This window comes from Planctobacterium sp. R6 (assembly GCF_055755215.1).
In genome coordinates this window covers 1-21,742 of record NZ_JBVTQY010000023.1, presented here as the reverse complement: position 1 = coordinate 21,742, position 21,742 = coordinate 1, and the positions used below count along the sequence as shown (strand labels likewise).

General features: G+C 44.0%; 27 protein-coding genes. 23 read left to right on the top strand and 4 right to left on the bottom strand.

Features of this window, described 5'->3' with window-relative positions; genetic code table 11:
• Positions 1-21 precede the first annotated feature (21 nt).
• From AC0J20_RS14610 to AC0J20_RS14595, 4 genes are read left to right on the top strand one after another with little or no spacing between them, the layout of a single operon-like run.
• A complete protein-coding gene (locus AC0J20_RS14610; protein ID WP_473022223.1) occupies positions 22-1,083 on the top strand; it encodes a glycosyltransferase family 2 protein in 1,062 nt (353 codons plus the stop codon).
• 17 nt (positions 1,084-1,100) lie between these two features.
• Positions 1,101-1,922: an ABC transporter permease gene (locus AC0J20_RS14605; RefSeq protein ID WP_473022222.1), complete on the top strand. Its 822-nt coding sequence runs from the start codon at positions 1,101-1,103 to the stop codon at positions 1,920-1,922.
• Positions 1,923-1,931: 9 nt separating this feature from the next.
• On the top strand, positions 1,932-2,702 hold the full coding sequence (locus AC0J20_RS14600; RefSeq protein WP_473022221.1) for an ABC transporter ATP-binding protein: 771 nt from the start codon (positions 1,932-1,934) through the stop codon (positions 2,700-2,702).
• A gap of 6 nt (positions 2,703-2,708) precedes the next feature.
• Entirely contained in the window at positions 2,709-3,677 is a 969-nt protein-coding gene (locus AC0J20_RS14595) for an NAD-dependent epimerase/dehydratase family protein (protein WP_473022220.1), read from the top strand.
• 227 nt (positions 3,678-3,904) lie between these two features.
• Here the strand turns inward: AC0J20_RS14595 and AC0J20_RS14590 are convergent, their stop codons facing one another.
• Complete coding sequence (locus tag AC0J20_RS14590) at positions 3,905-5,083, bottom strand: O-fucosyltransferase family protein (protein WP_473022219.1); 1,179 nt, start codon at positions 5,081-5,083, stop codon at positions 3,905-3,907.
• A 65-nt stretch (positions 5,084-5,148) separates the two neighbouring features.
• Between AC0J20_RS14590 and AC0J20_RS14585 the strand changes: the two genes are divergently transcribed.
• The 18 genes from AC0J20_RS14585 (at position 5,149) to AC0J20_RS14500 (ending at position 19,393) form a co-directional block, all read left to right on the top strand.
• Positions 5,149-6,117, top strand: a complete 969-nt coding sequence (locus AC0J20_RS14585; RefSeq protein WP_473022218.1) for an NAD-dependent epimerase/dehydratase family protein — start codon at positions 5,149-5,151, stop codon at positions 6,115-6,117.
• A gap of 44 nt (positions 6,118-6,161) precedes the next feature.
• A complete protein-coding gene (locus AC0J20_RS14580; RefSeq protein WP_473022217.1) occupies positions 6,162-6,914 on the top strand; it encodes a glycosyltransferase family 2 protein in 753 nt (250 codons plus the stop codon).
• 171 nt (positions 6,915-7,085) lie between these two features.
• Positions 7,086-7,340: a hypothetical protein gene (locus AC0J20_RS14575; protein ID WP_473022216.1), complete on the top strand. Its 255-nt coding sequence runs from the start codon at positions 7,086-7,088 to the stop codon at positions 7,338-7,340.
• A gap of 110 nt (positions 7,341-7,450) precedes the next feature.
• Entirely contained in the window at positions 7,451-7,834 is a 384-nt protein-coding gene (locus AC0J20_RS14570; protein WP_473022215.1) for an SxtJ family membrane protein, read from the top strand.
• Positions 7,835-7,839: 5 nt separating this feature from the next.
• A complete protein-coding gene (locus AC0J20_RS14565) occupies positions 7,840-7,992 on the top strand; it encodes a DUF5989 family protein (RefSeq protein ID WP_473022214.1) in 153 nt (50 codons plus the stop codon).
• A 15-nt stretch (positions 7,993-8,007) separates the two neighbouring features.
• Positions 8,008-9,840: a carbamoyltransferase family protein gene (locus AC0J20_RS14560; RefSeq protein ID WP_473022213.1), complete on the top strand. Its 1,833-nt coding sequence runs from the start codon at positions 8,008-8,010 to the stop codon at positions 9,838-9,840.
• Between the two features lie 144 nt (positions 9,841-9,984).
• Positions 9,985-11,193 carry a glycosyltransferase family protein gene (locus AC0J20_RS14555; protein WP_473022212.1) on the top strand — a complete coding sequence of 403 codons (1,209 nt, stop codon included), beginning with the start codon at positions 9,985-9,987 and terminating at the stop codon, positions 11,191-11,193.
• A gap of 80 nt (positions 11,194-11,273) precedes the next feature.
• Entirely contained in the window at positions 11,274-12,212 is a 939-nt protein-coding gene (locus tag AC0J20_RS14550; protein WP_473022211.1) for an SPFH domain-containing protein, read from the top strand.
• A 16-nt stretch (positions 12,213-12,228) separates the two neighbouring features.
• Positions 12,229-12,687, top strand: coding sequence for an NfeD family protein (locus tag AC0J20_RS14545; protein ID WP_473022210.1), 459 nt, complete (start codon positions 12,229-12,231; stop codon positions 12,685-12,687).
• Positions 12,688-12,740: 53 nt separating this feature from the next.
• Positions 12,741-13,616: a DMT family transporter gene (locus tag AC0J20_RS14540; RefSeq protein ID WP_473022209.1), complete on the top strand. Its 876-nt coding sequence runs from the start codon at positions 12,741-12,743 to the stop codon at positions 13,614-13,616.
• Between the two features lie 155 nt (positions 13,617-13,771).
• A complete protein-coding gene (rpsF, locus tag AC0J20_RS14535; RefSeq protein ID WP_229531162.1) occupies positions 13,772-14,173 on the top strand; it encodes a 30S ribosomal protein S6 in 402 nt (133 codons plus the stop codon).
• 21 nt (positions 14,174-14,194) lie between these two features.
• On the top strand, positions 14,195-14,422 hold the full coding sequence (rpsR, locus tag AC0J20_RS14530) for a 30S ribosomal protein S18 (protein WP_229531161.1): 228 nt from the start codon (positions 14,195-14,197) through the stop codon (positions 14,420-14,422).
• Positions 14,423-14,450: 28 nt separating this feature from the next.
• Complete coding sequence (rplI, locus tag AC0J20_RS14525; RefSeq protein WP_473022208.1) at positions 14,451-14,903, top strand: 50S ribosomal protein L9; 453 nt, start codon at positions 14,451-14,453, stop codon at positions 14,901-14,903.
• Between the two features lie 250 nt (positions 14,904-15,153).
• Complete coding sequence (locus AC0J20_RS14520) at positions 15,154-15,720, top strand: RNA polymerase sigma factor (protein WP_377306704.1); 567 nt, start codon at positions 15,154-15,156, stop codon at positions 15,718-15,720.
• Positions 15,713-16,246, top strand: coding sequence for a hypothetical protein (locus AC0J20_RS14515; RefSeq protein WP_229531159.1), 534 nt, complete (start codon positions 15,713-15,715; stop codon positions 16,244-16,246). Before AC0J20_RS14520 ends, AC0J20_RS14515 begins: the two co-directional genes overlap by 8 nt.
• 71 nt (positions 16,247-16,317) lie before the next feature.
• A complete protein-coding gene (locus AC0J20_RS14510; RefSeq protein ID WP_473022206.1) occupies positions 16,318-17,274 on the top strand; it encodes a DUF4097 family beta strand repeat-containing protein in 957 nt (318 codons plus the stop codon).
• 143 nt (positions 17,275-17,417) lie between these two features.
• The gene (gene dnaB, locus AC0J20_RS14505) at positions 17,418-18,830 is read left to right on the top strand and encodes a replicative DNA helicase (protein ID WP_229531157.1); all 1,413 of its coding nucleotides are present in this window, start codon (positions 17,418-17,420) and stop codon (positions 18,828-18,830) included.
• Positions 18,831-18,871: 41 nt separating this feature from the next.
• On the top strand, positions 18,872-19,393 hold the full coding sequence (locus AC0J20_RS14500) for an SEL1-like repeat protein (protein ID WP_473022205.1): 522 nt from the start codon (positions 18,872-18,874) through the stop codon (positions 19,391-19,393).
• A 10-nt stretch (positions 19,394-19,403) separates the two neighbouring features.
• Here the strand turns inward: AC0J20_RS14500 and AC0J20_RS14495 are convergent, their stop codons facing one another.
• The 3 genes from AC0J20_RS14495 to AC0J20_RS14485 all read right to left on the bottom strand — a co-directional run bounded on the left by AC0J20_RS14495 (position 19,404) and on the right by AC0J20_RS14485 (position 20,891).
• The gene (locus tag AC0J20_RS14495; RefSeq protein WP_473022204.1) at positions 19,404-19,823 is read right to left on the bottom strand and encodes a secondary thiamine-phosphate synthase enzyme YjbQ; all 420 of its coding nucleotides are present in this window, start codon (positions 19,821-19,823) and stop codon (positions 19,404-19,406) included.
• Between the two features lie 24 nt (positions 19,824-19,847).
• Positions 19,848-20,312: a chemotaxis protein CheX gene (locus tag AC0J20_RS14490; RefSeq protein WP_229531154.1), complete on the bottom strand. Its 465-nt coding sequence runs from the start codon at positions 20,310-20,312 to the stop codon at positions 19,848-19,850.
• A 147-nt stretch (positions 20,313-20,459) separates the two neighbouring features.
• Positions 20,460-20,891, bottom strand: coding sequence for a transcriptional repressor (locus AC0J20_RS14485; protein WP_229531153.1), 432 nt, complete (start codon positions 20,889-20,891; stop codon positions 20,460-20,462).
• Positions 20,892-21,152: 261 nt separating this feature from the next.
• Between AC0J20_RS14485 and AC0J20_RS14480 the strand changes: the two genes are divergently transcribed.
• The gene (locus AC0J20_RS14480) at positions 21,153-21,740 is read left to right on the top strand and encodes an outer membrane beta-barrel protein (protein WP_473022203.1); all 588 of its coding nucleotides are present in this window, start codon (positions 21,153-21,155) and stop codon (positions 21,738-21,740) included.
• The last annotated feature ends 2 nt before the right edge of the window (positions 21,741-21,742 follow it).

Here is a 21,742-nt window from a genome sequence, read left to right as displayed (position 1 = left end):
ATTAGGATCAAGGATGGTGAATTGACTCAGCGTAACGATATCGTACTTTCATTGATTATCTGCTCCAGGAACGATAACTACATGGGCGACCCCATGTGGCGCTTATCTACCAGCATTAATTATGTGAGCCAAAAGGTTCATGTCCTCAACAGACAGCATCAGGTTGAAATTGTCGTCGCCGATTGGGGAAGTACTGAGCCTATTGCTGAGGTCATTCAGCTTAGCAAACAGGCCGCAGCTATCACTCGCTTTATTGAAGTACCTTTGGCGATGGCGCAATCGTTGCAACAAGATAGCCCGTTTGGTGAGGTATATGCACTCAATGTTGCCGCGAGAAGAAGTAAAGGACTCTACATCGGAAGAATTGATCAAGACACCTTAGTGACACAGGACTTTTTAGTGTGTTTTTTTAACGCATTTGAAAAGAAAAGTCGTGTTCCATTTAATATTGAAAATACCTACATGTTTGCGGCACGCAAGCAGTTACCCTATGAGTTCGTGGCCAAAAAACCGGGCTTAGGTGATTTGGATTTCGCGATTTCACGCTATCAGAGATTAAACCTCAGTGAAGAACTTTCTTATTGTTACTGGGCCTCTGCCGTCGGTATTTTGATGATGCATCGAAAACTCTGGGAAGATATAGGTGGCTATGATGAGAGACTAATATATTACTGGTATATGGATGTCGATCTGGCAACCCGACTGATCAAAAAGTACCCTGTGGTTAATATCGGCAAGGTGTTTGGCTATCACTTTTTTCACCTTGAACACATTAACGTAGGCTTTAAGTTCAGGCATAGCCATCGGAAATTAAATCCAGGTTGGTCTAAGTCCTTCGATAAACCTACCCTGAACCCCAATGGACCTAATTGGGGGTTAGGTGACGTTGCACTTGAAGAGGTTCGAGCCAAGCCTATGTCGACAGCCGCAGGTCGTTGTAGTTTAGAAGTTCTGAATGCAAGGAGTCATAGGACTTTACTAATATTTCAAATTATCCTGATGTCATTAAAAGGCTGCTTATATAATGTCGCCAGGCGAGCGCGTTATCGAATAAAAGCGCTTTTGGGTAAACCTTATCTTTAATAAACAATAACCTGGCAATGAAAAAAATTATTCGTCACGATGACAAGCGCTTTAGACATGTCAACTTGCCTGCGATATGGCATGCACGAGAAATATTATTTCACCTGATGAAAAGAGATATCATGGTAACTTACAAGCAAACTTTGCTTGGGGTTGGATGGGTGGTAATACAACCCGTTGCTATGGCTTTAAGCATCATTTTTGTTTTTGATCATATTGGAAGTTTTCCAGATTATGGCGTCCCGTACATTCTCATTGCGCTATCTGCACTAGTCTGCTGGGAGTTTTTTTCCGGCTCTGTTGCAAAGGGGACCACTTGTTTGATCGATGACGCTGATATTCTTGTAAGGTCCAACTTTCCTCGGATTATATTTCTGCTCAATGCGGCACTTAAAAATGCGCTTGGACCGATTATCAATTTAGGCGTTTTGTTTGGATTTATGGTGTTTTTCAACATTCCATTTACATGGAACTTAGTGTTGCTTCCATTTGTTCTTGCCTTGCTCGTTCTGCTTAATTTGGCACTCGGCTTGTGGCTGGGAACACTTAACGTGTTTAAGCGGGATATTGGGACTTTCGTGCCGTATCTTTTAAGGTTGGCTCTGTTCACCAGCCCCGTTGCCTTTACCATTAACAGTGTACCGGAAGATTGGCAACTGCTGTATAGCTTGAATCCATTGGTGGCTATCATCGAAACAATGCGTTTCTGTATTTTAGGTGAAGCATTTCGTCCAGATTTGAATTGCATGATAGTTGGAGCTTGCTCTTTAGCACTGTTACTGCTGAGTGGTATTTACATTTTTGGCTCAAACGAACGAAAATTCGCAGACATTATTTGAGAGCATGAAATGGTATTTCCAAATAAAGTAATAGAAGTTCGCAATCTTGGTAAACAATACCGGATCCCTTTGGTCAGAGAAGAGCAAGGCCACAAGAGGGGAGCTGTATGTTTCCCTCGCCGAAGAAAAACTCAATTAGTTTGGGCCATCAGGAATATCGATATAGACATAATGCGAGGATCTATTGTGGCTATCATGGGGGACAACGGGTCCGGTAAATCTACGTTGTTACGGCTTATTAGTGAGATTTCTGATCCATCAGAGGGGGAAATTATACTTAGAGGAACAATCGCACCAATGCTGGAAGCTGGTGTCGGCTTTCATCCCGAACTAACGGGGAGAGAAAATATTTATCTCAATGCTACCTTAATGGGGATCAGCAGAAAAGATCTTGCACTTCGATTTGACGAGATTGTCAATTTTGCCGACATTAAAGGTTACTTAGATACACCGATGAAGCGGTACTCCAGTGGCATGTTTACAAGGCTCGCGTTTGCTGTAGCCACTCACCAGAACCGCGATATTTTGATAGTCGATGAGGTATTGTCGATTAATGATGTAGGTTTTCGTGAAAAATCCATTCGGAGATTAAAGCATTTAGCAGAAAATGGTGTGACGATTCTTTTAGTAAGCCATGACGTGGAATTGTTAAACAGCCTATGTAATCACGCAATATTATTACAAAATGGCAGGCTGATCGCACAAGGCAGTTATCAAGAGGTTCGCGCCTTGTATTACAATTCTGATATGAAATTCAACAGTAGCAAATTGCAAGAGTAAAGATAGGTGCCAACAGCATTAGTTACCGGTGCCGGTGGTTTCATCGGTCATCATATGGTCCGATACCTGAAACAGCAAAATTACTATGTAATTGCTGTCAGCCGTCGTTTCCCTGTGTTTGAAGCATCCCTGGCTGACAAGTATATCACAGGTGACTTATCCTGTTCCGCGTTCACAGCTGATTTGTTTAAAGAACCCATTGACGAGGTTTACCAGTTTGCTGCGGATATGGGCGGGGCAGGTTATACCTTCTCCCATGATAACGACGCAAATATTATGCAAAACTCATTGCGTATCAACCTTAATATCTTAAGTGCAATTGCTAAAGGGACGGCAAAAAAAACTAAGATATTTTATCCATCTTCTGCTTGTGTTTACCCCAAACTTTGCGAAGACCATCCGAGCTTTCCCAATTGCGTAGAAACCTTGGCTTATCCAGCTTATCCAGAGAGCGACTACGGTTGGGAAAAACTATTCAGCGAACGCTTGTTTGCGTCCTATCGACGTAATTACAACATTGAAGCCCGTATCGGCAGGCTCCACACAATCATAGGACCACAATGTATTTTTGATGGTGGAAAAGAAAAAGTGCCAGCGGCATTGGCCCGGAAAGTCATCAATGCCGAAGATGGAGATGAAATAACCATCTGGGGCAGTGGAGAGCAGACGCGCTCGTTTCTTTATATTGATGACTGTTTAAATGCAATTTATCAGTTGATGCAATCCGGGTTTAGTGATCCGGTGAATATCGGCTCCGAGGAGCTTGTTTCAATCAACGAGCTGGCGAGCAAATTGATAGCCTTGTCAGGCAAAACGTTGCAGCTCAAGCACATTGACGGACCTGTGGGACCATCAGCTCGAAACTCTGACAACCGCCTAATTCGGGAATCAATAGGCTGGGCACCGAAAGTGTCATTAGATGAAAGCTTGAATATTCTTTATCGCTGGATATATGCTCAAATAAATGCGCATTAATGTTTTAACCACCGCCTGACACGTCCATATCGGCTATGGTAAGCCACTATTTTCCAACTAAAAAGTTGCTTAAACAGCTTTTTCAGCTATTTGAAAGCCACTTAGCCCGTCTCACTTGAATACTGCGATATGACTTGATGAAAGAGTCGCACTGTAATTTTAATTTCGGACAGTGTTTGATGGAGGTAGCCTTCGGGCAAATGGGAAAAAGCACCAATAAAGCCTCACTAATGCTCCAGCCATTGCCTGACTCGAGTAAAGCGCTTGTAAAAAAATGCAACGAGTTTCCAGGAGTATAACCATTTTACTAAGGTTTCTTTGCACCTGAGCTTTATGAGTTTAAAGCGTGATAAGTTACCAATATTCAATTCAGAAAAAGAGCTGTTGAGCTTACTGTAATTTTGAGTTTTAAATTCGCAATGCAATGACAAATCAGTAATTCTGTTGTGATCTGTAAACCACAGAGACATTTCGCCCAGAGCTGCTGGTCCTTTAATAACATGGTGGCAGCGAGACAACAGCAGCATATCAATTAGTGCCTCTTCTCCTTTGATATAACCACCGACACGGTTGTTTTTGACTGGAACGATATGGTTTGAAGAGCGCAAAACATCTCTTGCAATTATTTTGTTTCCGTATTTGTCGCGCAATGCATGTAGGTATTGTTGTTGATCAGTAGCGACGAAAATTTGGTAATTCGTCGATGTAGACTGTGAAATTACTTCATCTAAGTGCAAAATGTAAGTTTGCAAGGGGATTGGTGTCGCATAATTGAAATCAGTTCCCCTGATATGAAGGCCAAATACCATTTTCTGATTAAAATTCGCAGCACAAAATTCTTCCACTTTAGTCGTGATGTGAGGCCTTGGTTTCACATACTTTTTAATGTACTCACGGCCAAGCTCACGCTTTTCCAACATCCATGCTTTTTTATTTACAGGGACATCCCAAGCCCAGAACGTAGCAAGCCTGTTAGGGTCAAAGTGATGCATGTAACCAAATTCCTTTTCGGTCAGCTTTATTACGGATTCATCCTTTATCTTACCAGCTTTTAACCAGCTATTAATTTGCTCTATATTGTAAGGGCTAATTGATTCGAAAAAATATTCCCATACTTGATTACCATGATGTGCGTCATACAGGTAGATGGTGTTCTTGCCACTAAAGTCAAAGACCGGAATGGCGTTTAATTCAATCGCTCTTCGCAGACCGTTGAGGGTGTAAATCATTAAGGCACAAAATCCGGTATGGATATCGTGATTTTCAATTACAAGTAGTTTTTCATAATGCTTTCCATTCCAAAAAAGCGATCTTGTTTTACTGTCGGTCAAAACTTTTTTTACCTTATTTACAAGGGCTGGGTTGGTGTTTTTGAACTGGCCGGTTGATTGTAAAGAGGGGTTCAAATAGCGAGCCAAGAACAATAATTAAGTGTATGATTATAGGCCCTTTTAACAAGAAAAAAGTTTAAATGAAAGTTGCACTTGTAACGGGCGCTGGTGGATTTATTGGCAGCCACATGGTTAAGTATCTAATAACCAATGGATACAGAGTAATTGGCGCTGATTTAAAGCAGCCTGAGTTTTCTCCTAGTTCCGCAGATGACTTTTTTATCGGCGACCTTAGAGAGCCTCAATTTGTTGAAAGCCTCTTCTGTACCGAGATAGATGAAGTGTATCAGTTTGCTGCCGACATGGGGGGAGCGGGGTACTTGTTCACTGGCGATAACGATGCTGATGTGATGCATAACTCTGTACTGATAAATTTAAATGTGCTTAACACTATGGCGCGGCGCGGTGTCAAAAAAGTGTTTTACTCTTCGTCTGCTTGTGTCTACCCAGAATACAATCAAATGGATCCGAGCAATCCTATCTGTACCGAAGGATCCGAATACCCGGCAGCTCCTGACAGTGAATATGGTTGGGAAAAGCTCTTTAGTGAGCGGCTATATTTATCGTTTCAGCGCAATTATGGATTGGATGTTAGTATCGCCAGATTTCACAATATCTTTGGTCCTGAGGGCACCTTTGAGGGTGGTAAAGAAAAAGTCCCTGCTGCCCTGGCCAGAAAAGTGGCTATGGCAAAAGAGGGAGAAGAAATAGAAATTTGGGGGGATGGTGAGCAAACCCGATCCTTTTTGTTTATTGATGACTGCGTGGAGGCTGTTTACACCTTGGTAAAGTCTGATTTTAGTGGTCCGGTAAATATTGGTTCTTCTGAATTGATCTCAATTAATGAGCTTGCTTCGCGGTATATGGGGATATCGGGTAAGCAACTTACATTAAAACACATTGAAGGCCCGCTTGGCGTGAGAGGGCGTAACTCTGATAACAGGTTAATTGCAGAAAAGCTGAACTGGTTGCCTCGTGTGTCCCTGGATTCAGGACTAGCGCAGACCTATAACTGGATCAAAAATCAAATCTGTAGTGGCAAATCATAATTACATGAAGCAAACCCGCCTGTTAATTCGTCCCAAAGATACATATGAAGCTATCTATTATCACCGTCTGTTTAAATAGTGAGACCACTATTGCTGATACTATTAATAGTGTTTTAGAACAATCATTTAGCGACTACGAATATATTATTTTTGATGGTGGCTCGACTGATAATACTCTGGATATCATTAAGCGCTTTGACGGTCATATTACTCTTGTAGAGGGTAAGGATGAGGGGCTCTTTGATGCCATGAACCAAGCGATCACCATAGCCTCAGGTGAGGTTATTGGTATCCTTAACTCTGATGATTTTTACAGCCACAATCAGGTGCTTGCGAAGGTTATGAATGCCTTTGATGAAACCCATTCTGACTCAGTGTATGGTGATTTAATGTATGTACAACGTGAGAACGTTGACAGGGTTTGGCGAGTGTGGAAAAGCGGCGCTTTTGATAAAGCAAACTTTAGAGCTGGCTGGGCACCCCCTCATCCAACATTTTTTGTGAAAAAACGGGTTTATGATGAATTTGGCTTGTTTGACACTTCCTTTCACATCTCGGCAGACTATGAGTTGATGTTGCGCTTTTTATATAGACACAATGTGAGCACTGCCTATTTACCTAACTTTCTTGTTAAAATGCGCACAGGTGGAAATAGTTCAGGTAAGTCATTAAGTAAATTTCTATCAATCGCAGAAGATATTCGCGCTTGGCGGGTGAATAAACTGAAACCTGGGTTAATTACTATTCCATTTAAAATTTTGCGTAAAGTGCGCCAGCTATTTCACCACTACCCTTAACCACAGTGACTAAAAGTTCATGGTTAAAAAGGCTGTACAATTGGACACTTGGTATGATCTATTGAGGCATCAACTAAAACAAAGACGACCATTGTCATCTTTCGAAGAGAAATAAGGTGTTTGACATTAAGCTAATTAGCCGCTTCTGGAAATAATCCAAAACATTACGCCATGATGGCTGAGTTGTTTGTCGATAAAACTCGTTCCAATGAAGTCGTTATAGTTTTTTATTCAAATGACATGGGAGAGTTTGACTCGCATTCAAACGAGATTAATTTAAGCGAAGAAAACACATTTTTTGACGAGGGAACGACCAAGGTTTTACCGAGTAGACGCAATATGGGGTTGCATCAGAAAGCATTATTCCAGAGGGCTTCACTTGTCGCCTCAAGGCCATCAAAAAGTCGCGAGTTTACCGGCACGTAACTTTTGGCTAACGGTTCATTACTTCAAATAATAAAGTGGCCCCTATTTTTTAATAAACTTTTCCAGCAAGTTGTTTTACTATCACTAAAGGTTTTGACAGAGGCATTTAAATGGAAATCAGCAAGCGATTCTGTGTCGAGTTTGCCGCTATCTGTATGGTGTTGATTCTTTTATTGAGTTATTTAGCCCGGGAGAAACTGTTTTTGGTAATGATTACCTTATCTCTGTTTTGCGCACTGCTGACCGTGACATTATACAACCCCCTGTTATTAAGAACTCCTGCTAGAGGTTGGTATAGGTTAGGAAAAGGAATGGGGGTGTTAATGACCCCGGTTTTTTTATTTGTGGTATTTTACTGCTTTCTGTTCCCATATTCGATTATCCTAAAAATCAGAAGTCATAAGCCTATCGAAACTTCTATCAACAAGCAGCAAAGCAGTTATTGGGTTGATGTGAGCAAGGAGCTTAAAACAGATTTGATAAAACAGTATTGAAACCTATGATTGCATTTTTGAAAGAATTTACAGATTTCATTATAGAAAAGAGGAAGTTTTGGTTGGTGCCAGTATTTTTCATCTTTATTCTATTCAGTCTATTGATCGTGGTGGCTAATGGGTCTGCCATCTCGCCTTTTATTTACTCACTATTTTAAAGGATACCTCTCTCTGTGATAGTGATTGGTATCTCCGCATACTATCATGATAGCGCTGTTGCTCTTGTCATTGATGGTAGGGTAACGTTCGCTGCTTCTGAGGAGCGATTTACCAGAATAAAGCATGAGCCTCGTTTTCCTGCAAAAGCATTACAGCAATTATTAAGTTATTCAAACTTACAGCTTGAAGATGTTGATTACGTGGTGTTCTATGAAAAGCCGTTTTTAAAGTTTGAGCGTATAGTTGAAAGCTATTTACATACTTCACCAAGAGGTTTTCGTTCATTTTTGCGTGCGGGCCGAGAGTGGTTGGGTAAAAAACTGTTTTTAAAGGCGGAAATTCTGAGGGAGTTGAAACAGCTCACTTCAGATTTTAGCGATGACAAGTTACTTTTTAGTGAGCACCACTTGAGTCATGCAGCCAGCGCATATTATCCATCAAGTTTTAGCCATTCAGCCGTTATCACGATGGATGGTGTAGGGGAATGGGCCACTACAACAATCGGAATTGGACATAGGTTGGAGCTCGATTTATTGCGCACCATTAATTATCCTCATTCGATAGGGTTGTTATATTCAGCATTCACCTACTACCTCGGGTTTAAGGTTAATGGCGGTGAATATAAAGTGATGGGGTTGGCACCCTATGGCACAGCGAAGTACGTCAATTTAATTCTGGATAACCTTATAGATATAAAAGAAGACGGCTCTTTTCGTTTAAATCAATCCTACTTCAATTATATGTCCGGATTGACGATGACTAATCACAATTTTAATGCGTTATTCGGCCAACCTGAGAGAAGTCCGGAGCACCCGCTGCAACAATTTCATGCTGACGTTGCTGCTTCTCTGCAACTGATCGTTACTAATATTGTACTCAGAATATCACGTTTCACTAGATCGTTAACCAACAGCAACAATCTATGCCTGGCTGGCGGCGTAGCGCTGAACTGTGTTACAAATGGAAAATTAAAGGAGGCAGATATATTCGACAATATATGGATTCAACCTGCTGCAGGAGATGCCGGAGGGGCTATAGGAGCAGCGCTGTACTGTTTTTTTCAGAAGGCGCCTGATGCTGGGGCCGCCTTTTCTTTGCGTGCGACAGCAGAACATACTTTTCTTGGCACAGAATACTCAGACAGTGAGGTGGAGAGCTTATTTACCAAATTGGGGATTGAGTATTCAAAAATGGAGGAGAGTAAATTAGTTAATTGTTGTGCTGAACTTTTGAGTGAAGACAAATGTATAGGATGGTTTCAGGGGCGTATGGAGTTTGGCCCAAGAGCACTTGGCAACCGCTCAATACTTGCAGACCCAAGAAATGCGTCGACACAAAAGAAACTGAATATAAAAATAAAGAACAGAGAGAGTTTTCGACCATTTGCTCCGGCAGTGCTCGCTGAGAAAGCGCCAGAATGGTTCGAGTTTGAAGGCGAAAGCCCCTTTATGTTGTATGTCGCGGCAGTGCACAAATGCAAGCTTAAAACGTTAGATGTGGCAGAATCCAGAGGATTGGGCTCATTAGGATTGGAACGATCAGCCATTGCAGCTGTTACACATGTGGATAACTCAGCTCGGCTACAAACTGTTGCAGAAAAAACAAATCCCAGATTTTACGCTTTGATAAAGGCGTTTGAAGCAAAAACCGGATGTCCGGTGTTAGTGAACACATCATTTAATGTCAGAGGTGAGCCAATCGTAGAGTCACCAATAAATGCCATACAATGCTTTTTTTCGACGGAAATGGACTATCTTGTCATCAATAATTTTATTGTGGACAAGTCGTCTCAAAATTCTACCATAATCAAAGCAAACAGCTTTGATATTACGCAATTAAACGATTAGCTCTAAGCGGTGCGAGCTTCTTTGCTTCCTGTGTTGATAGTTTATAGTTGGCGAGTTTTTAACAAGTGACAATGACCTATTTTCAGCCAACAGATAAACGTTCTATATTTCCCGCATTAACAAGCACTGATTTGACTTTTTAGTATGACAGATAAAGTAATTGAGCAATATTTACAGCGATTTAGTGAGCCAGAGTCACGGTTAGTAGCGTCTTTGTTAGAACATCAGTATCAATATTGTTTGATTATACCCGCCTACAATGAAAGTTCCGTTTTTTTGGATGCAATCTGTCGGTACAGCGGGCAGTGTTCGTTATTGGTGATTTTAGTCGTTAATCAGCCTGATGATGATCCCGACCTTGCACCTCAAATTAATTTGTATAAGTCTGCTTTACAAATTGGCAGTGTGCGAAAACAGGTTGAAAATCTTACTATTGTGACCTTGGCAAATGAACAAAGTGGTTTACTTGTTATCGACCGATTTTCCGATGGTTTCGCTATCCCACGTAAACAAGGGGTTGGACGAGCCAGGAAGGTAGCTATGGATACCGCTGTTGCTACCATTTATAGTGGAAAAGTTACAAGCTCTGCAATTTATTCTTCCGATGCGGATGCTGCATTACCCGAAGATTATTTCTCTTTAAATCATTTAAATCAGGGGGATAGTGCAGGAGTCTTTCGCTTTAATCATGCCGCAAGCGGTGATAGCGAAGTCGATTCCGCCACTAAGCTTTACGAGCAGCGACTTCATCATTATGTTTTGGGTTTACAGTTTGCTGCTTCCCCGTATGCTTTTCATACTATAGGGAGTTGTTTGCTGGTGGATGCACTGGCTTATTGTCAGGTCAGAGGGTTTCCCAAAAAAGCCGCAGGTGAGGATTTTTATCTGCTCAATAAGCTGGCAAAGCAGGGAAAGGTACAATCCTTGTCGCCACAGTTGATGATTCAATCCCGTGTTTCAGACCGGGTGCCATTTGGTACCGGACCTGCCGTGCAGGAGATTGTGCAAAAACAGCTAACCGAAGAGACCTATCTAGTTTACCATCCGCAAATATTTGTGCATTTAAAGACCTTGCTGAAGGCTTTTTCTGCACTGACCCCTGACACTTTAGGTGCACTAAACGAAGCGCATTTTGATAGCATCAGTCAAGACTATCTGGTGCAGGCCGGGTTCTGGCAAACCTGCAAAAAATGGCAAAAACAGGGATATTCTCAAGCACAACTGCAAAAAGCACTGACCGACTGGTTTGATGGCTTTCGCACCCTCAAGTATGTGCACTTTCTGCGCGGGTCTGATTACCCCGATATTCCGCTAGCGCAGGCGTTACAAATCAGAGCAAAACTGGGCTTTTAAGCGCCAAAAAATATCCACATTTTTATTTCACCATCTGCTATATTGAGATGAACTTCAAATGTTGCTCAAGGAATTTATGTATGGATATGGTCTTTGAATACTTGCTGACACCGCAAGTTTTTATTCTGGTGTTGGTCATCGTTATATTGCGCTCATCCATTAAGTTTGTGCCGCAAAACCGTGCTTTTATTGTTGAGCGTTTCGGAAAATATCAATCTACTAAGGAAGCCGGACTCAATTTTATTGTGCCCTTTATTGATAAAGTGGCAGCTGATCGCTCATTAAAAGAGCAGGCGGTGGATGTGCCCAGCCAGTCTGCTATTACCAAAGATAATATCTCTTTGTCTGTGGATGGTGTGCTGTATTTCCGGGTACTGGACCCATACAAAGCCACTTACGGCGTTGAGGACTACGTGTTTGCGGTAACGCAACTGGCACAAACCACAATGCGTTCCGAACTGGGCAAAATCGAACTGGATAAAACCTTTGAAGAGCGGGACACCTTAAATGCGCGGATAGTGTCGCAAATTAATGAAGCTTCATCTCCCTGGGGTATCCAGGTGATGCGCTATGAAATAAAAGACATAGTACCGCCTGAGTCAGTGATGAATGCCATGGAAGCGCAAATGAAGGCCGAGCGTATGAAACGGGCTCAGATTCTTGAGTCAGAAGGACAACGCCAGTCAGCGATTAATGTGGCTGAAGGTGAGAAACGCTCACAAATTCTGGCCGCAGAAGCAGATAAAACCGAGCAGGTGTTAAGAGCAGAAGGCGAAGCGAAGGCTATCATTGCAGTAGCTGATGCGCAGGCGGCTGCCCTGACCAAAGTAGGTACTGCCGCCAATACCGAAGAAGGCCAAAAAGCCGTACAGCTGGATCTGGCCACCAAAGCCATAGAGGCGAAACAGGCCATAGCCAAAGAGTCTTCGGTGGTGCTGTTACCCGACAGTGGTTCTGATGCCGCCACCGTAGTGGCGCAGGCCATGACTATCATCAATAAGCTCAACAAGGCTGAATAATCACAAGGAGTTCGCTATGGACTATTTGCACACACACCTGATGGAAACTTTGGTGGTACTGGGATTAGTGCTGCTGGCAGTTGAAGTGATGATATTGGGATTTTCTACCTTCTTTTTGTTTTTTGTGGGTGTGGCGGCCTTAGGTACTGCGCTGTTGTTTTTTCTGGGCGTACCGGAAACCTGGCTTAATGCTTTGTTAGGCACCGGTGTATTAACCGCCCTAAGTGCCGCGTTATTGTGGAAGCCACTTAAAAATATGCAACTGAAAACCGAAACTCATAAGGTCAAAAGCGATCTGATCGGTATGGAGTTCGAATTACCGGAAGATATTAAGCCTGGCAAAACTACCTATTTTCGATTCTCGGGTATTGAATGGCAGTTGAAGTGCAACAGTGAAGAAAGCGCCGGTACGCGGGTGAAGGTCACCGATATCGAAGTGGGTATAATGCACATCGCTGTGGTTGACGAAAGCTGAATCACAGTTACAATCCCCGGCCCTGATATCACTGGATTCAACCGGAGACTGTTTTGATTGGAGAAATTGCTGCACTGAGTACGGCGTTATGCTGGGCTGTTGCCTCGCGTATGTTTCAGATCCTTGGCAAGAGTTTTTCACCGCTGGCGCTGAACTTCTGGAAAGGGCTGGTGGCCGCTATCGTGCTATTTGCGGTGACGCACTTTTTCTACCCGGATTTCACGCTTACACAAAATCAGGTGTTTTGGTTGTTACTCAGCGGTGCCATTGGTATCGGGCTGGGAGATACCTTCTTTTTTCAGGCCCTCAATAAAATTGGCGATAGCCAGGCTATTTTAATTGCTGAAACGCTGGCCCCCATTATTACCGCACTGTTTGCCATGGCCTGGATTGCCGAATGGCTCACCTGGCAACAATGGTTGGGTATTGCCGTGGTAATTTTGTCGGTAGACATGGTTATCAAGCTGCAGAAGAAACAGAAAATCCATCACTTTGAAATGACCGGCTATGTGTATGCGGCGCTGGCGGCAGTGTGTCAGGCGTTTGGTGCGGTCATTAGCCGGGACATTTTAACCTCTACCGACATCGATCCGGCCAATGCCAGTCAGATCCGTTTGCTGGGCGGAATGGCCATCATAGTGGTGCTGATGATGATTAAAAAGGACCGTTGGTTGCCCAAAACCGACACCCTGAAACAAACCTGGCTGCTATTCGCCGGTGCCACCATTATCGGTACTTTTGCCGCACTATTTTTGCAAATGCTGGCCTTTACCTACACCAAAGCGGCGGTGGTACAAACCCTGTTTGCCACCAGTGTGATTTTATCCCTTGGGGTGTCTCGCATTATGGGTGAAAAAGTCAGTGGCCGGGTGATGTTGTGGTCGCTGGTGGCATTAGCCGGCGTGGTGTTTTTGGTGGCTATCGAATAGCCAATACAGACAATTACCCACTGTACAAAAATAAACCTTGCTATAAGCGGTGCATTTCTATAGAATTCGCGCCCTTAAATCAGCCACTTAATTTAGTTCCTTGCCTTCAAGCAGTCTGGCTGTGCTGTACAAGGCCTCAACCGTAAGGAGCAATCATGCGTCATTACGAAATCGTATTTATGGTTCACCCTGACCAGAGTGAACAAGTTCCTGGTATGATCGAGCGTTATACCAACATCCTTACCAACGATGGTGGTCAAATTCATCGTTTGGAAGACTGGGGTCGCCGTCAACTGGCTTACCCAATCGAAAAGCTTCACAAAGCGCACTATGTGTTGATCAACGCAGAAGCAACTCCAGAAGCTGTTGAAGAGTTAGAAACTGCTTTCCGTTTTAACGATGTTATTCTTCGTAACATGATCATGCGCACTAAAGCCGCTGTAACTGAGCCATCTCCAATGGCTAAAGAGCAGCAGTCAGAAAGCCGTGAAAGACCTGCGCGTCCTGCTCCTGCTGAAAAAGCAGCAGAGAAAACAGAAAACGCTGAAGAAGCATAAGTTAATTTAAGGAGACTTATTATGTCTAACTATTTCAGACGTCGTAAATTCTGCCGTTTCACTGCTGAAGGCGTGCAGGAAATCGATTACAAAGACATTTCTTTGTTGAAAAACTACATCACTGAAAGTGGTAAAATCGTGCCTAGCCGTATTACAGGTACCAGCGCTAAGTATCAGCGCCAGTTATCTTCTGCTATTAAGCGCGCACGTTCTTTGGCGTTATTGCCGTACACTGACGGCCACAAGTAATTTTTGGCGAAATTAAAGAGGTAGCAAGATGGAAATCATTCTACTAGACAAGATCGCCAATCTGGGCGGTTTAGGTGACACTGTTAGCGTTAAATCTGGTTATGCACGTAACTTTCTTTTCCCTAAAGGTAAAGCAGTTCCTGCAACTAAAGTAAACGTTGAAAAATTCGAAGCACGTCGTGCTGAGCTTGAAGCGAAAATCGCTGCTGAATTAGACGCTGCGAACGCGAAAGCGGCTAAACTGGCTGAAATTGCTGAAGTAACTATCGCGGCACCTGCAGGTGACGAAGGTAAGTTATTCGGTTCAGTTGGTACGCGTGACATTGCTGATGCAATCACTGCAGCTGGTCTTGAAGTGGCTAAAGCTGAAGTTAAATTACCTACTGGTACTATCCGCGAAACGGGTGAATTCGAAATCGACATCCAGTTCCACGGTGACGTTACTGCTAGCGTGAAATTGCACGTAATCAGAGAAGCTTAATCGCTTTCTGACTCAGTTCTCAAAAACCGCTGCATCTGCAGCGGTTTTTTTATGGGAATAAGAAAATACTTTCAGGCGTGTTATTGCAGGTCCTTGCATTTAGAACCTGAATGGAAGTCTTCTCATTGGCCATGAATTTCGTGGCCTTTTTTATAAGCAATCAAAAAACTTTTATAAAATTCAAATTTCTATTTAAACCTTTATCAACTAAGCTGCGTCTTACTCATCAAACAAAGCAAACAGATAAATATTGAGTTTGGAAACGAGCGTCCTTGATGCTGAACCTGTATTGCGGGAACAGCGGCTGAAAAACCTTATTGAGTCCGCAAAACAAGGGGACCGTAACGCCTATCAGCAGATCTATCAACAACATGTAGGGCAGGTGTATGCCTTGTGTTTTCGTCTGACAGGTAACAAGGAAAATGCCGAAGAAGCCGCTCAGGAAGTATTTATCCAGGTTTGGCAAAAGTTAGCAAATTTCAAGGGCGACAGTAAGTTTTCCACCTGGTTGCACAGTGTTACGTCGAATGTTGCGATATCTTATTTGCGCAAGCAGAAAGGTTGGTTACAAAAGATGTTTAACCTCGAAGATAGCAGCGTGGCGGAAATCCCTTGTGAAGGGTTAAGTGGTGAAATTGATTTGGATGCCATTATTGTCAGGTTACCGGAACGGGCGCGCATTGTCTTTGTATTGCACGCTATTGAAGGTTATCGCCACGAAGAAATCGCACAGCGTATGAACATTGCGGTGGGTTCCAGCAAGGCACAATTTCACCGGGCTAAGCAGTTGATGAAAGATTGGATGGGTTATGAGTAACGACAATTTTGAACAGGCTTTACAAGATAAAGTGCGTACTCTGCCAAAAGAGGTACAGCCGGAAAAAGACTTGTGGCAGGGTATTGATATTGCGCTGACGCCAGTCGGGCAACACCGGGCATCAGCAGAGTCTGTTGCAACCAGCTCAACAGTGGTGCGCCTCTTTGAACGCCATAATATTCGAAATTTGGCGTTGGCAGCGAGTCTGGCATTGGTGGCCATTTTAGGTTGGAACGGGTTGCAGAAGTCACCAGAACTATCACCATCATCGACACTGGTCAGTCATATGATGCAGCAGCACGACGAGCAAAAATCGGTGTTACTGGCTTCATTGTCTGATTCGCCGGAGTTAACCGATAACTGGCAGACCCAGCTACTGGAGCTGGAACAGGCGGCATCGGCGATAGAGGCGGCTTTGCAAAATGACCCAAATAATATTACGTTGCTTAAAATGTTACAGCAGGTGCATCAACAACAGTTGGCGTTGATAGAGCGGGTTCACGCACCAGCCTGGCAACAGATTTAACCGCTGAAATTTACTGCTTCGCCAGGGAGCGAGTCAGAGAACATTTCACCCTGAACAGAGAAGGTATCAATATGAAGTACGCATTTTTAACTCCCCTATTGGCAATTGTGTTTTCCTTGCCATTGTTTGCCGGTGAAAAGGTTAACGAAACGCGACAGGTCAAAGGTGATATCGACGTAGAAATCGAACACACTAATGGCAACATCACCATACGCGGTTGGGACAAGCAAGAGATAAAGGTTGAGGGTGAGCTGGATGATAAAGCCGAAGAATTCATCTTTGAAGAACGCAACGGTCGCATGGTCATACAGGTAAAAATGCCCAAACACAAAGGTAACTGGAATTCAGGCGGTCCCGGTGACGACCTGGAAGTTCGGGTGCCTTTTAAAAGTCACGTAAGATATTCAGGAGTGAATGCTGATGCGGATATTGCTGATTTACAGCGTGGTTTAGATGCTAACACTGTTAATGGCAATGTGGAGGCAAAAGCGGTTTCAGGGCGTGTCGGACTGCAAAGTGTTAATGGCAAAATTGAAGCGGCGGATGTTTCGGGTGATATTAATTTAGAAACCGTGAATGGTCGTATCCGGGATCGCAACTCCAGTGGCAAGACGCTTAAATTAACCTCGATAAATGGCAATATTGAAAGCAGCAGTAAAATTAAAGATGTCACCGTTGAAACCGTTAATGGCTGGATAGAGTTAAAACTGGGTGAGGTGGATTCGCTGGAAATGGTGACGGTTAATGGCGAACTGGACGTGAGTTTGTCTTTGTTAGAACGCGGCGAAATTGAAGGCTCTTCAGTGTCCGGAGGAATTACCCTGGAGTTGCAAAAAGATGTATCTGCCACGTTTGATATCACGGGTCATGCCGGTGGCAATATCGTCAATCGCATTAGCGACGATCGGATGCAAAAAGCCAAGTATGGTCCAGGTCGTTGGTTGGAGTTTGCGGTTAAAGGCGGTAAGGCGAAAGTGGATCTGTCCACGGTCAGCGGCCGCATCGTTCTGGATACACACAACAACTAGAGCACTGAACCTCGACACAGCCAAGGCCGGTAGGAGACTACCGGCCTTTTTGTTGCACAGATTTTTTTAGTTTTACCACAGCTCTGGCGAGTGGCCGCAGAATAAGTGATAATACGCCATCCTGTTAACAAATAAGGTTTGATGTGAAAGCGGTAGGTGGGCGCGACACAGGTGGTCGTGAAAAAGACGCAAATATAGAAAAGCTGAAGACGCCTCCTCACTCAATTGAGGCTGAACAATCGGTTTTAGGTAGTATGTTGATCGCGCCAGATTCCTGGGATCGCGTTGCTGAAATCGTGATTCAGGACGATTTTTACAATCGCTCTCATCAAATCATTTATGCCGCCATTATTCGACTGCTGGAAAAGTCGCAACCCGTGGATCTTATTACGGTCTCGGAAGATCTTGAACACCGTCAGGAACTGGAAGATGCTGGCGGGTTTGCCTACCTGGCGGAACTGGCCAAAAATACGCCCAGTGCGGCTAACGTGGTGGCCTATGCCAATATCATTAAAGAGCGTGCCATCCGCCGTGAGCTGATTGGTGCTGCCAATGACATCGCCGAAACCAGTTATTATCCGGAAGGCCTGGAGTCTTCTGAGATTCTGGATCAGGCAGAAAACAAAGTTTTTCAAATTGCAGAAAAACGTACCAGTCAGAGTGAAGGACCACAGGACGTCAACTCGGTACTGAAGGCCACCATCGATCGGTTGGACGCCCTGAACAAGCAGGGCGCAGACATCACCGGGGTATCAACCGGATATGCCGACCTGGACAAAATGACCAGCGGCTTGCAGCGCTCTGACCTTATCATCGTGGCAGCTCGTCCCTCAATGGGTAAAACCACTTTCGCCATGAACCTGTGCGAAAACGCGATGATGGGTTCGGATAAACCGGTTCTGGTTTACAGCCTGGAGATGCCCTCAGAACAAATCATGATGAGGATGTTAGCCTCACTGAGTCGGGTGGATCAAACCCGGGTCAGGACCGCGCAGTTGGAAGACGAAGACTGGGCCAGAATTTCCAATACCGTTAAGCAACTGGATGAGAAAAACAATCTGTTTATTGATGACTCCTCCGGTTTGACACCCATGGAAGTACGCTCCCGCGCCCGCAAAATCCATCGTGATCACGGTGGGCTTAGTTTAATCATGGTGGATTATTTGCAGTTGATGCGGGCACCGGCATTTTCTGATAACCGGACCCTGGAAATTGCCGAGATTTCACGCTCATTAAAAGCGTTAGCGAAAGAACTGGAAGTACCGGTAATTGCTCTGTCTCAGTTAAACCGGAGTCTGGAGCAACGGGCCGACAAACGTCCCATTAACTCGGACCTGAGGGAATCAGGTTCTATCGAGCAGGACGCCGATTTGATTATGTTCATCTATCGCGATGAAGTGTATAACGAAAATTCACCGGACAAAGGCGTGGCTGAGGTCATTATCGGTAAGCAGCGGAACGGCCCCATTGGCTCTGTGCGCCTGACCTTCCAGGGTAAGTTCTCCCGATTTGACAATTACACCCCCATAGTAGCGACTGATTACCCTCAGGAATAACACCGCAAGGGGAAATCCGCTGTTCAGGCAAGGAAATAAATATGCATAACGTACGGAAACTCATTGTCAGCGTCTGGTTGCTAGCTGTGCTGGCGGGCTGCCAAAGCACAGGTATAGAACATGTGAACCAAAAAGGCATGTTCATAAATGAGCGCCTGGGTATTAAAAAGTATCTGGCGGGCGAATATCAGGAAGCGTTTCAGTTGCTCAGTGAAACGGCGAGTTGGGGATTAAAGGAATCACAGTATTTTCTCGCATTTATGTTTATGAAGGGACAATATGTGCAACAGTCTCCGGTATTGGGGATGGCCTGGTTAGGCGTTGCGAATGAAGTGGGTAAGGAAGACTGGCAGCATCAGTATAATTCATTCTATCAGGCGGCCTCACCTGAAATACGCGCCAGAATCGATGCAAAACAGCAGGAGTATATTGGCAAATACGGCTTAAAGGCACAAAGAATGACCTGCTCTGAGCAAATTCAGGCCTACTCGATTAAGCGGGTACCTCGCTGTAGTAAAAGCGCAGGTGTTACTACCTTGTATCCGGTTGAATTGTCAGAGTAGTGAGACGAGGCTATTCGCCCTGCACTGTTACCATTAGCTTTCTCTGACCTCCGTGGTCCCGGTGTTCTCCCAGATAAATACCTTGCCATGTACCCAGTGCGAATCTGCCCTGGCTAATGGGCAGGGTCAGGCTGTTGCCAAATAAACTGGTTTTGATGTGCGCTGGCATGTCATCCGGACCTTCATAGGTATGTTTATAGTAGGAAGCGTTTTCCGGCACCATGTGGTTTAGGTGAGCTTCCATATCACTGCGTACAGTGGGGTCGGCGTTTTCATTGATGGACAGGCTGGCACTGGTGTGCAGAATAAAAAGATGACACAGCCCAACATCAACCGTAAGAATGTCCTCGATATTAGCCAGAATTTCATCGGTGATCAGATGAAAGCCTCTGGCTCTGGCTTTTAACGTTATTTGCTTCTGAAACCACATACCGGGAGCAAGGTTACCGCAAAACTACTTGTCAAAGCAGATTTCAATGTAAGCTTTGCCGCCTTCAGCTTTAAACGGCATGATCATCTTATGACCACTGACTTTGTGATTGATAGTATGCTCTTTACCGGAAACTACAACCGGGGTAGCCATGCCAATGTCGTAGCCCTTCTTGGCCAATTCTTTTTTGGCACCACCTGCCACCATATTGGTGATTTCGCCCACCATATCATTGACTTCATCATCAAGAGCGTCAGGGCATTCGCCCAACATACCCTTCATTACTTGCAGGGCAAGGCCCTCTTCGAAGGTGATAGACATTGAGCCGGCAATGTTGGGGCCCACCATACCGATAAGACCAGACACGTCGCCACGGGCTTTTGAGTCAGATTTCTTTTTAGGCTTACCAATTTGTAGTTCAACTTGAGCCATCGTTTTTAACACATTTACAAGTGAGATGATAAATGGGTTAACGAATTCAGCATTCATTATTCAGAGACTTCCAAAGTTAGTTATTGTTGTTTTTCTTTACGATAGACAAGCTTAGCAAAGAAACCGTCAGTTTCATCGCTATTTCACTAATTGCTTGTATTATACACATTTGCGACATTAATTTACCGAATCAAACCACTCAGGTTATTGGCACTGGGCGCATAGCCCGTGTGCTTCAATGGTTTGTTTCTTGACTTTAAACCCAAGGCTGGTTGCCTGCTCTTCAAGTTGTTCTTTTAGTCCTGAGGACTGAATTTCTTCAACGTTGCCACAGGATTCGCAGATCAAAAACTGAACCGGATGATGACAATCGAAGTGGTGGCAGGCAATAAAGGTATTGTCAGATTCAAGCTTATGCACCAGGCCCATTTCCAGCAAAAAATCCAAAGAGCGGTAAACTGTCGCGGGCTTTGCTGAGTCCTCAGTCGCTTTTAACTGATCAAGTAAATCGTAGGCACCCACGGCACCGGAGTGTTCCAGCATCAAAGCATATACTTTTTCTCGTAATGAGGTAAATCTGACGCCTTTGGCATCACAGTAGGCTTTGGCTTTTTCTAAAATGAGTTCCTGGGTCATATTACATCGCTAAGACAAAATCATTAAAAATTGTATCACATAGTTCGAGAAGGTGCGGCACTCAATATATGCTTTTTTATGAGTCGTTGAAACTGAAAAAGTTGCATTAATTATTGTGAGAAATCTGTGACTTTAGTCGACAGGTGCTTGTCTTAGTTACTAAATTGTGTGAATTATTTCTCAGTAAGGCTGAATTAATTTCCTCAAGCACTATAATGTACAAAATTTTGTGAAAAACAACTCATTTGGAGCATATTGCACATGCAACGCGTTTTTAAAAAATCTGTAGTTTTAACCAGTATCTTACTTGCCGGTTCTTACACCTCAAATGTAATGGCAGCGGATACCTGTTTTGATCAGAATACTCAATGTGCCCCTCAGCTTGGCTGGTATCTGGGTGGTGAGTTTGGTCAGTCCGTAAGCGATTTTGATGGAGAGCGCTTTATGAGTTTAGCTGACTCAGCCGGACTTCAAATCAGTTCCTTTGCGTTCGATGACGCGGACACCTCTTATGGATTGCTGTTCGGCTATCAATTTTCTGAGCACTTTGCGCTGGAAGGTGGATATCGCGATCTGGGAGATTACACTTCTACTTTTACCGGCAGAACCACGGATACCCAACAGTTTTTAGAAGATGCCAGCGCTCAGGTCCCCGAATCGGGTGACGGCCTTAGCTTAGGCCTTGTGGCGTCATTGCCATTTGATGTTATGAAAATCTCTGCGAAAGTCGGTTTGTGGGACTGGGACAACGATGTTGATTCAACGCCCTTTTCCTCCCCCTGTGTCAGGATAGTTGTCGCCTCAGTTTTTCGTATTGTTAGACAGGGGGTGGATGACAGGTTTGAGTGAAA

Coding starts and splice junctions, on each gene's coding strand:
- AC0J20_RS14510 (WP_473022206.1), top strand. CDS start 16,318: ATGAAGTACGCATTTTTAACTCCCCTATTGGCAATTGTGTTTTCCTTG.
- AC0J20_RS14485 (WP_229531153.1), bottom strand. CDS start 20,891: ATGACCCAGGAACTCATTTTAGAAAAAGCCAAAGCCTACTGTGATGCC.
- AC0J20_RS14605 (WP_473022222.1), top strand. CDS start 1,101: ATGAAAAAAATTATTCGTCACGATGACAAGCGCTTTAGACATGTCAAC.
- AC0J20_RS14500 (WP_473022205.1), top strand. CDS start 18,872: ATGCATAACGTACGGAAACTCATTGTCAGCGTCTGGTTGCTAGCTGTG.
- rplI (WP_473022208.1), top strand. CDS start 14,451: ATGGAAATCATTCTACTAGACAAGATCGCCAATCTGGGCGGTTTAGGT.
- AC0J20_RS14580 (WP_473022217.1), top strand. CDS start 6,162: ATGAAGCTATCTATTATCACCGTCTGTTTAAATAGTGAGACCACTATT.
- AC0J20_RS14480 (WP_473022203.1), top strand. CDS start 21,153: ATGCAACGCGTTTTTAAAAAATCTGTAGTTTTAACCAGTATCTTACTT.
- AC0J20_RS14570 (WP_473022215.1), top strand. CDS start 7,451: ATGGAAATCAGCAAGCGATTCTGTGTCGAGTTTGCCGCTATCTGTATG.
- AC0J20_RS14490 (WP_229531154.1), bottom strand. CDS start 20,312: ATGAATGCTGAATTCGTTAACCCATTTATCATCTCACTTGTAAATGTG.
- AC0J20_RS14585 (WP_473022218.1), top strand. CDS start 5,149: ATGAAAGTTGCACTTGTAACGGGCGCTGGTGGATTTATTGGCAGCCAC.
- rpsR (WP_229531161.1), top strand. CDS start 14,195: ATGTCTAACTATTTCAGACGTCGTAAATTCTGCCGTTTCACTGCTGAA.
- AC0J20_RS14495 (WP_473022204.1), bottom strand. CDS start 19,823: ATGTGGTTTCAGAAGCAAATAACGTTAAAAGCCAGAGCCAGAGGCTTT.
- AC0J20_RS14515 (WP_229531159.1), top strand. CDS start 15,713: ATGAGTAACGACAATTTTGAACAGGCTTTACAAGATAAAGTGCGTACT.
- AC0J20_RS14565 (WP_473022214.1), top strand. CDS start 7,840: ATGATTGCATTTTTGAAAGAATTTACAGATTTCATTATAGAAAAGAGG.
- AC0J20_RS14555 (WP_473022212.1), top strand. CDS start 9,985: ATGACAGATAAAGTAATTGAGCAATATTTACAGCGATTTAGTGAGCCA.
- AC0J20_RS14575 (WP_473022216.1), top strand. CDS start 7,086: ATGATGGCTGAGTTGTTTGTCGATAAAACTCGTTCCAATGAAGTCGTT.
- rpsF (WP_229531162.1), top strand. CDS start 13,772: ATGCGTCATTACGAAATCGTATTTATGGTTCACCCTGACCAGAGTGAA.
- AC0J20_RS14600 (WP_473022221.1), top strand. CDS start 1,932: ATGGTATTTCCAAATAAAGTAATAGAAGTTCGCAATCTTGGTAAACAA.
- AC0J20_RS14550 (WP_473022211.1), top strand. CDS start 11,274: ATGGATATGGTCTTTGAATACTTGCTGACACCGCAAGTTTTTATTCTG.
- AC0J20_RS14545 (WP_473022210.1), top strand. CDS start 12,229: ATGGACTATTTGCACACACACCTGATGGAAACTTTGGTGGTACTGGGA.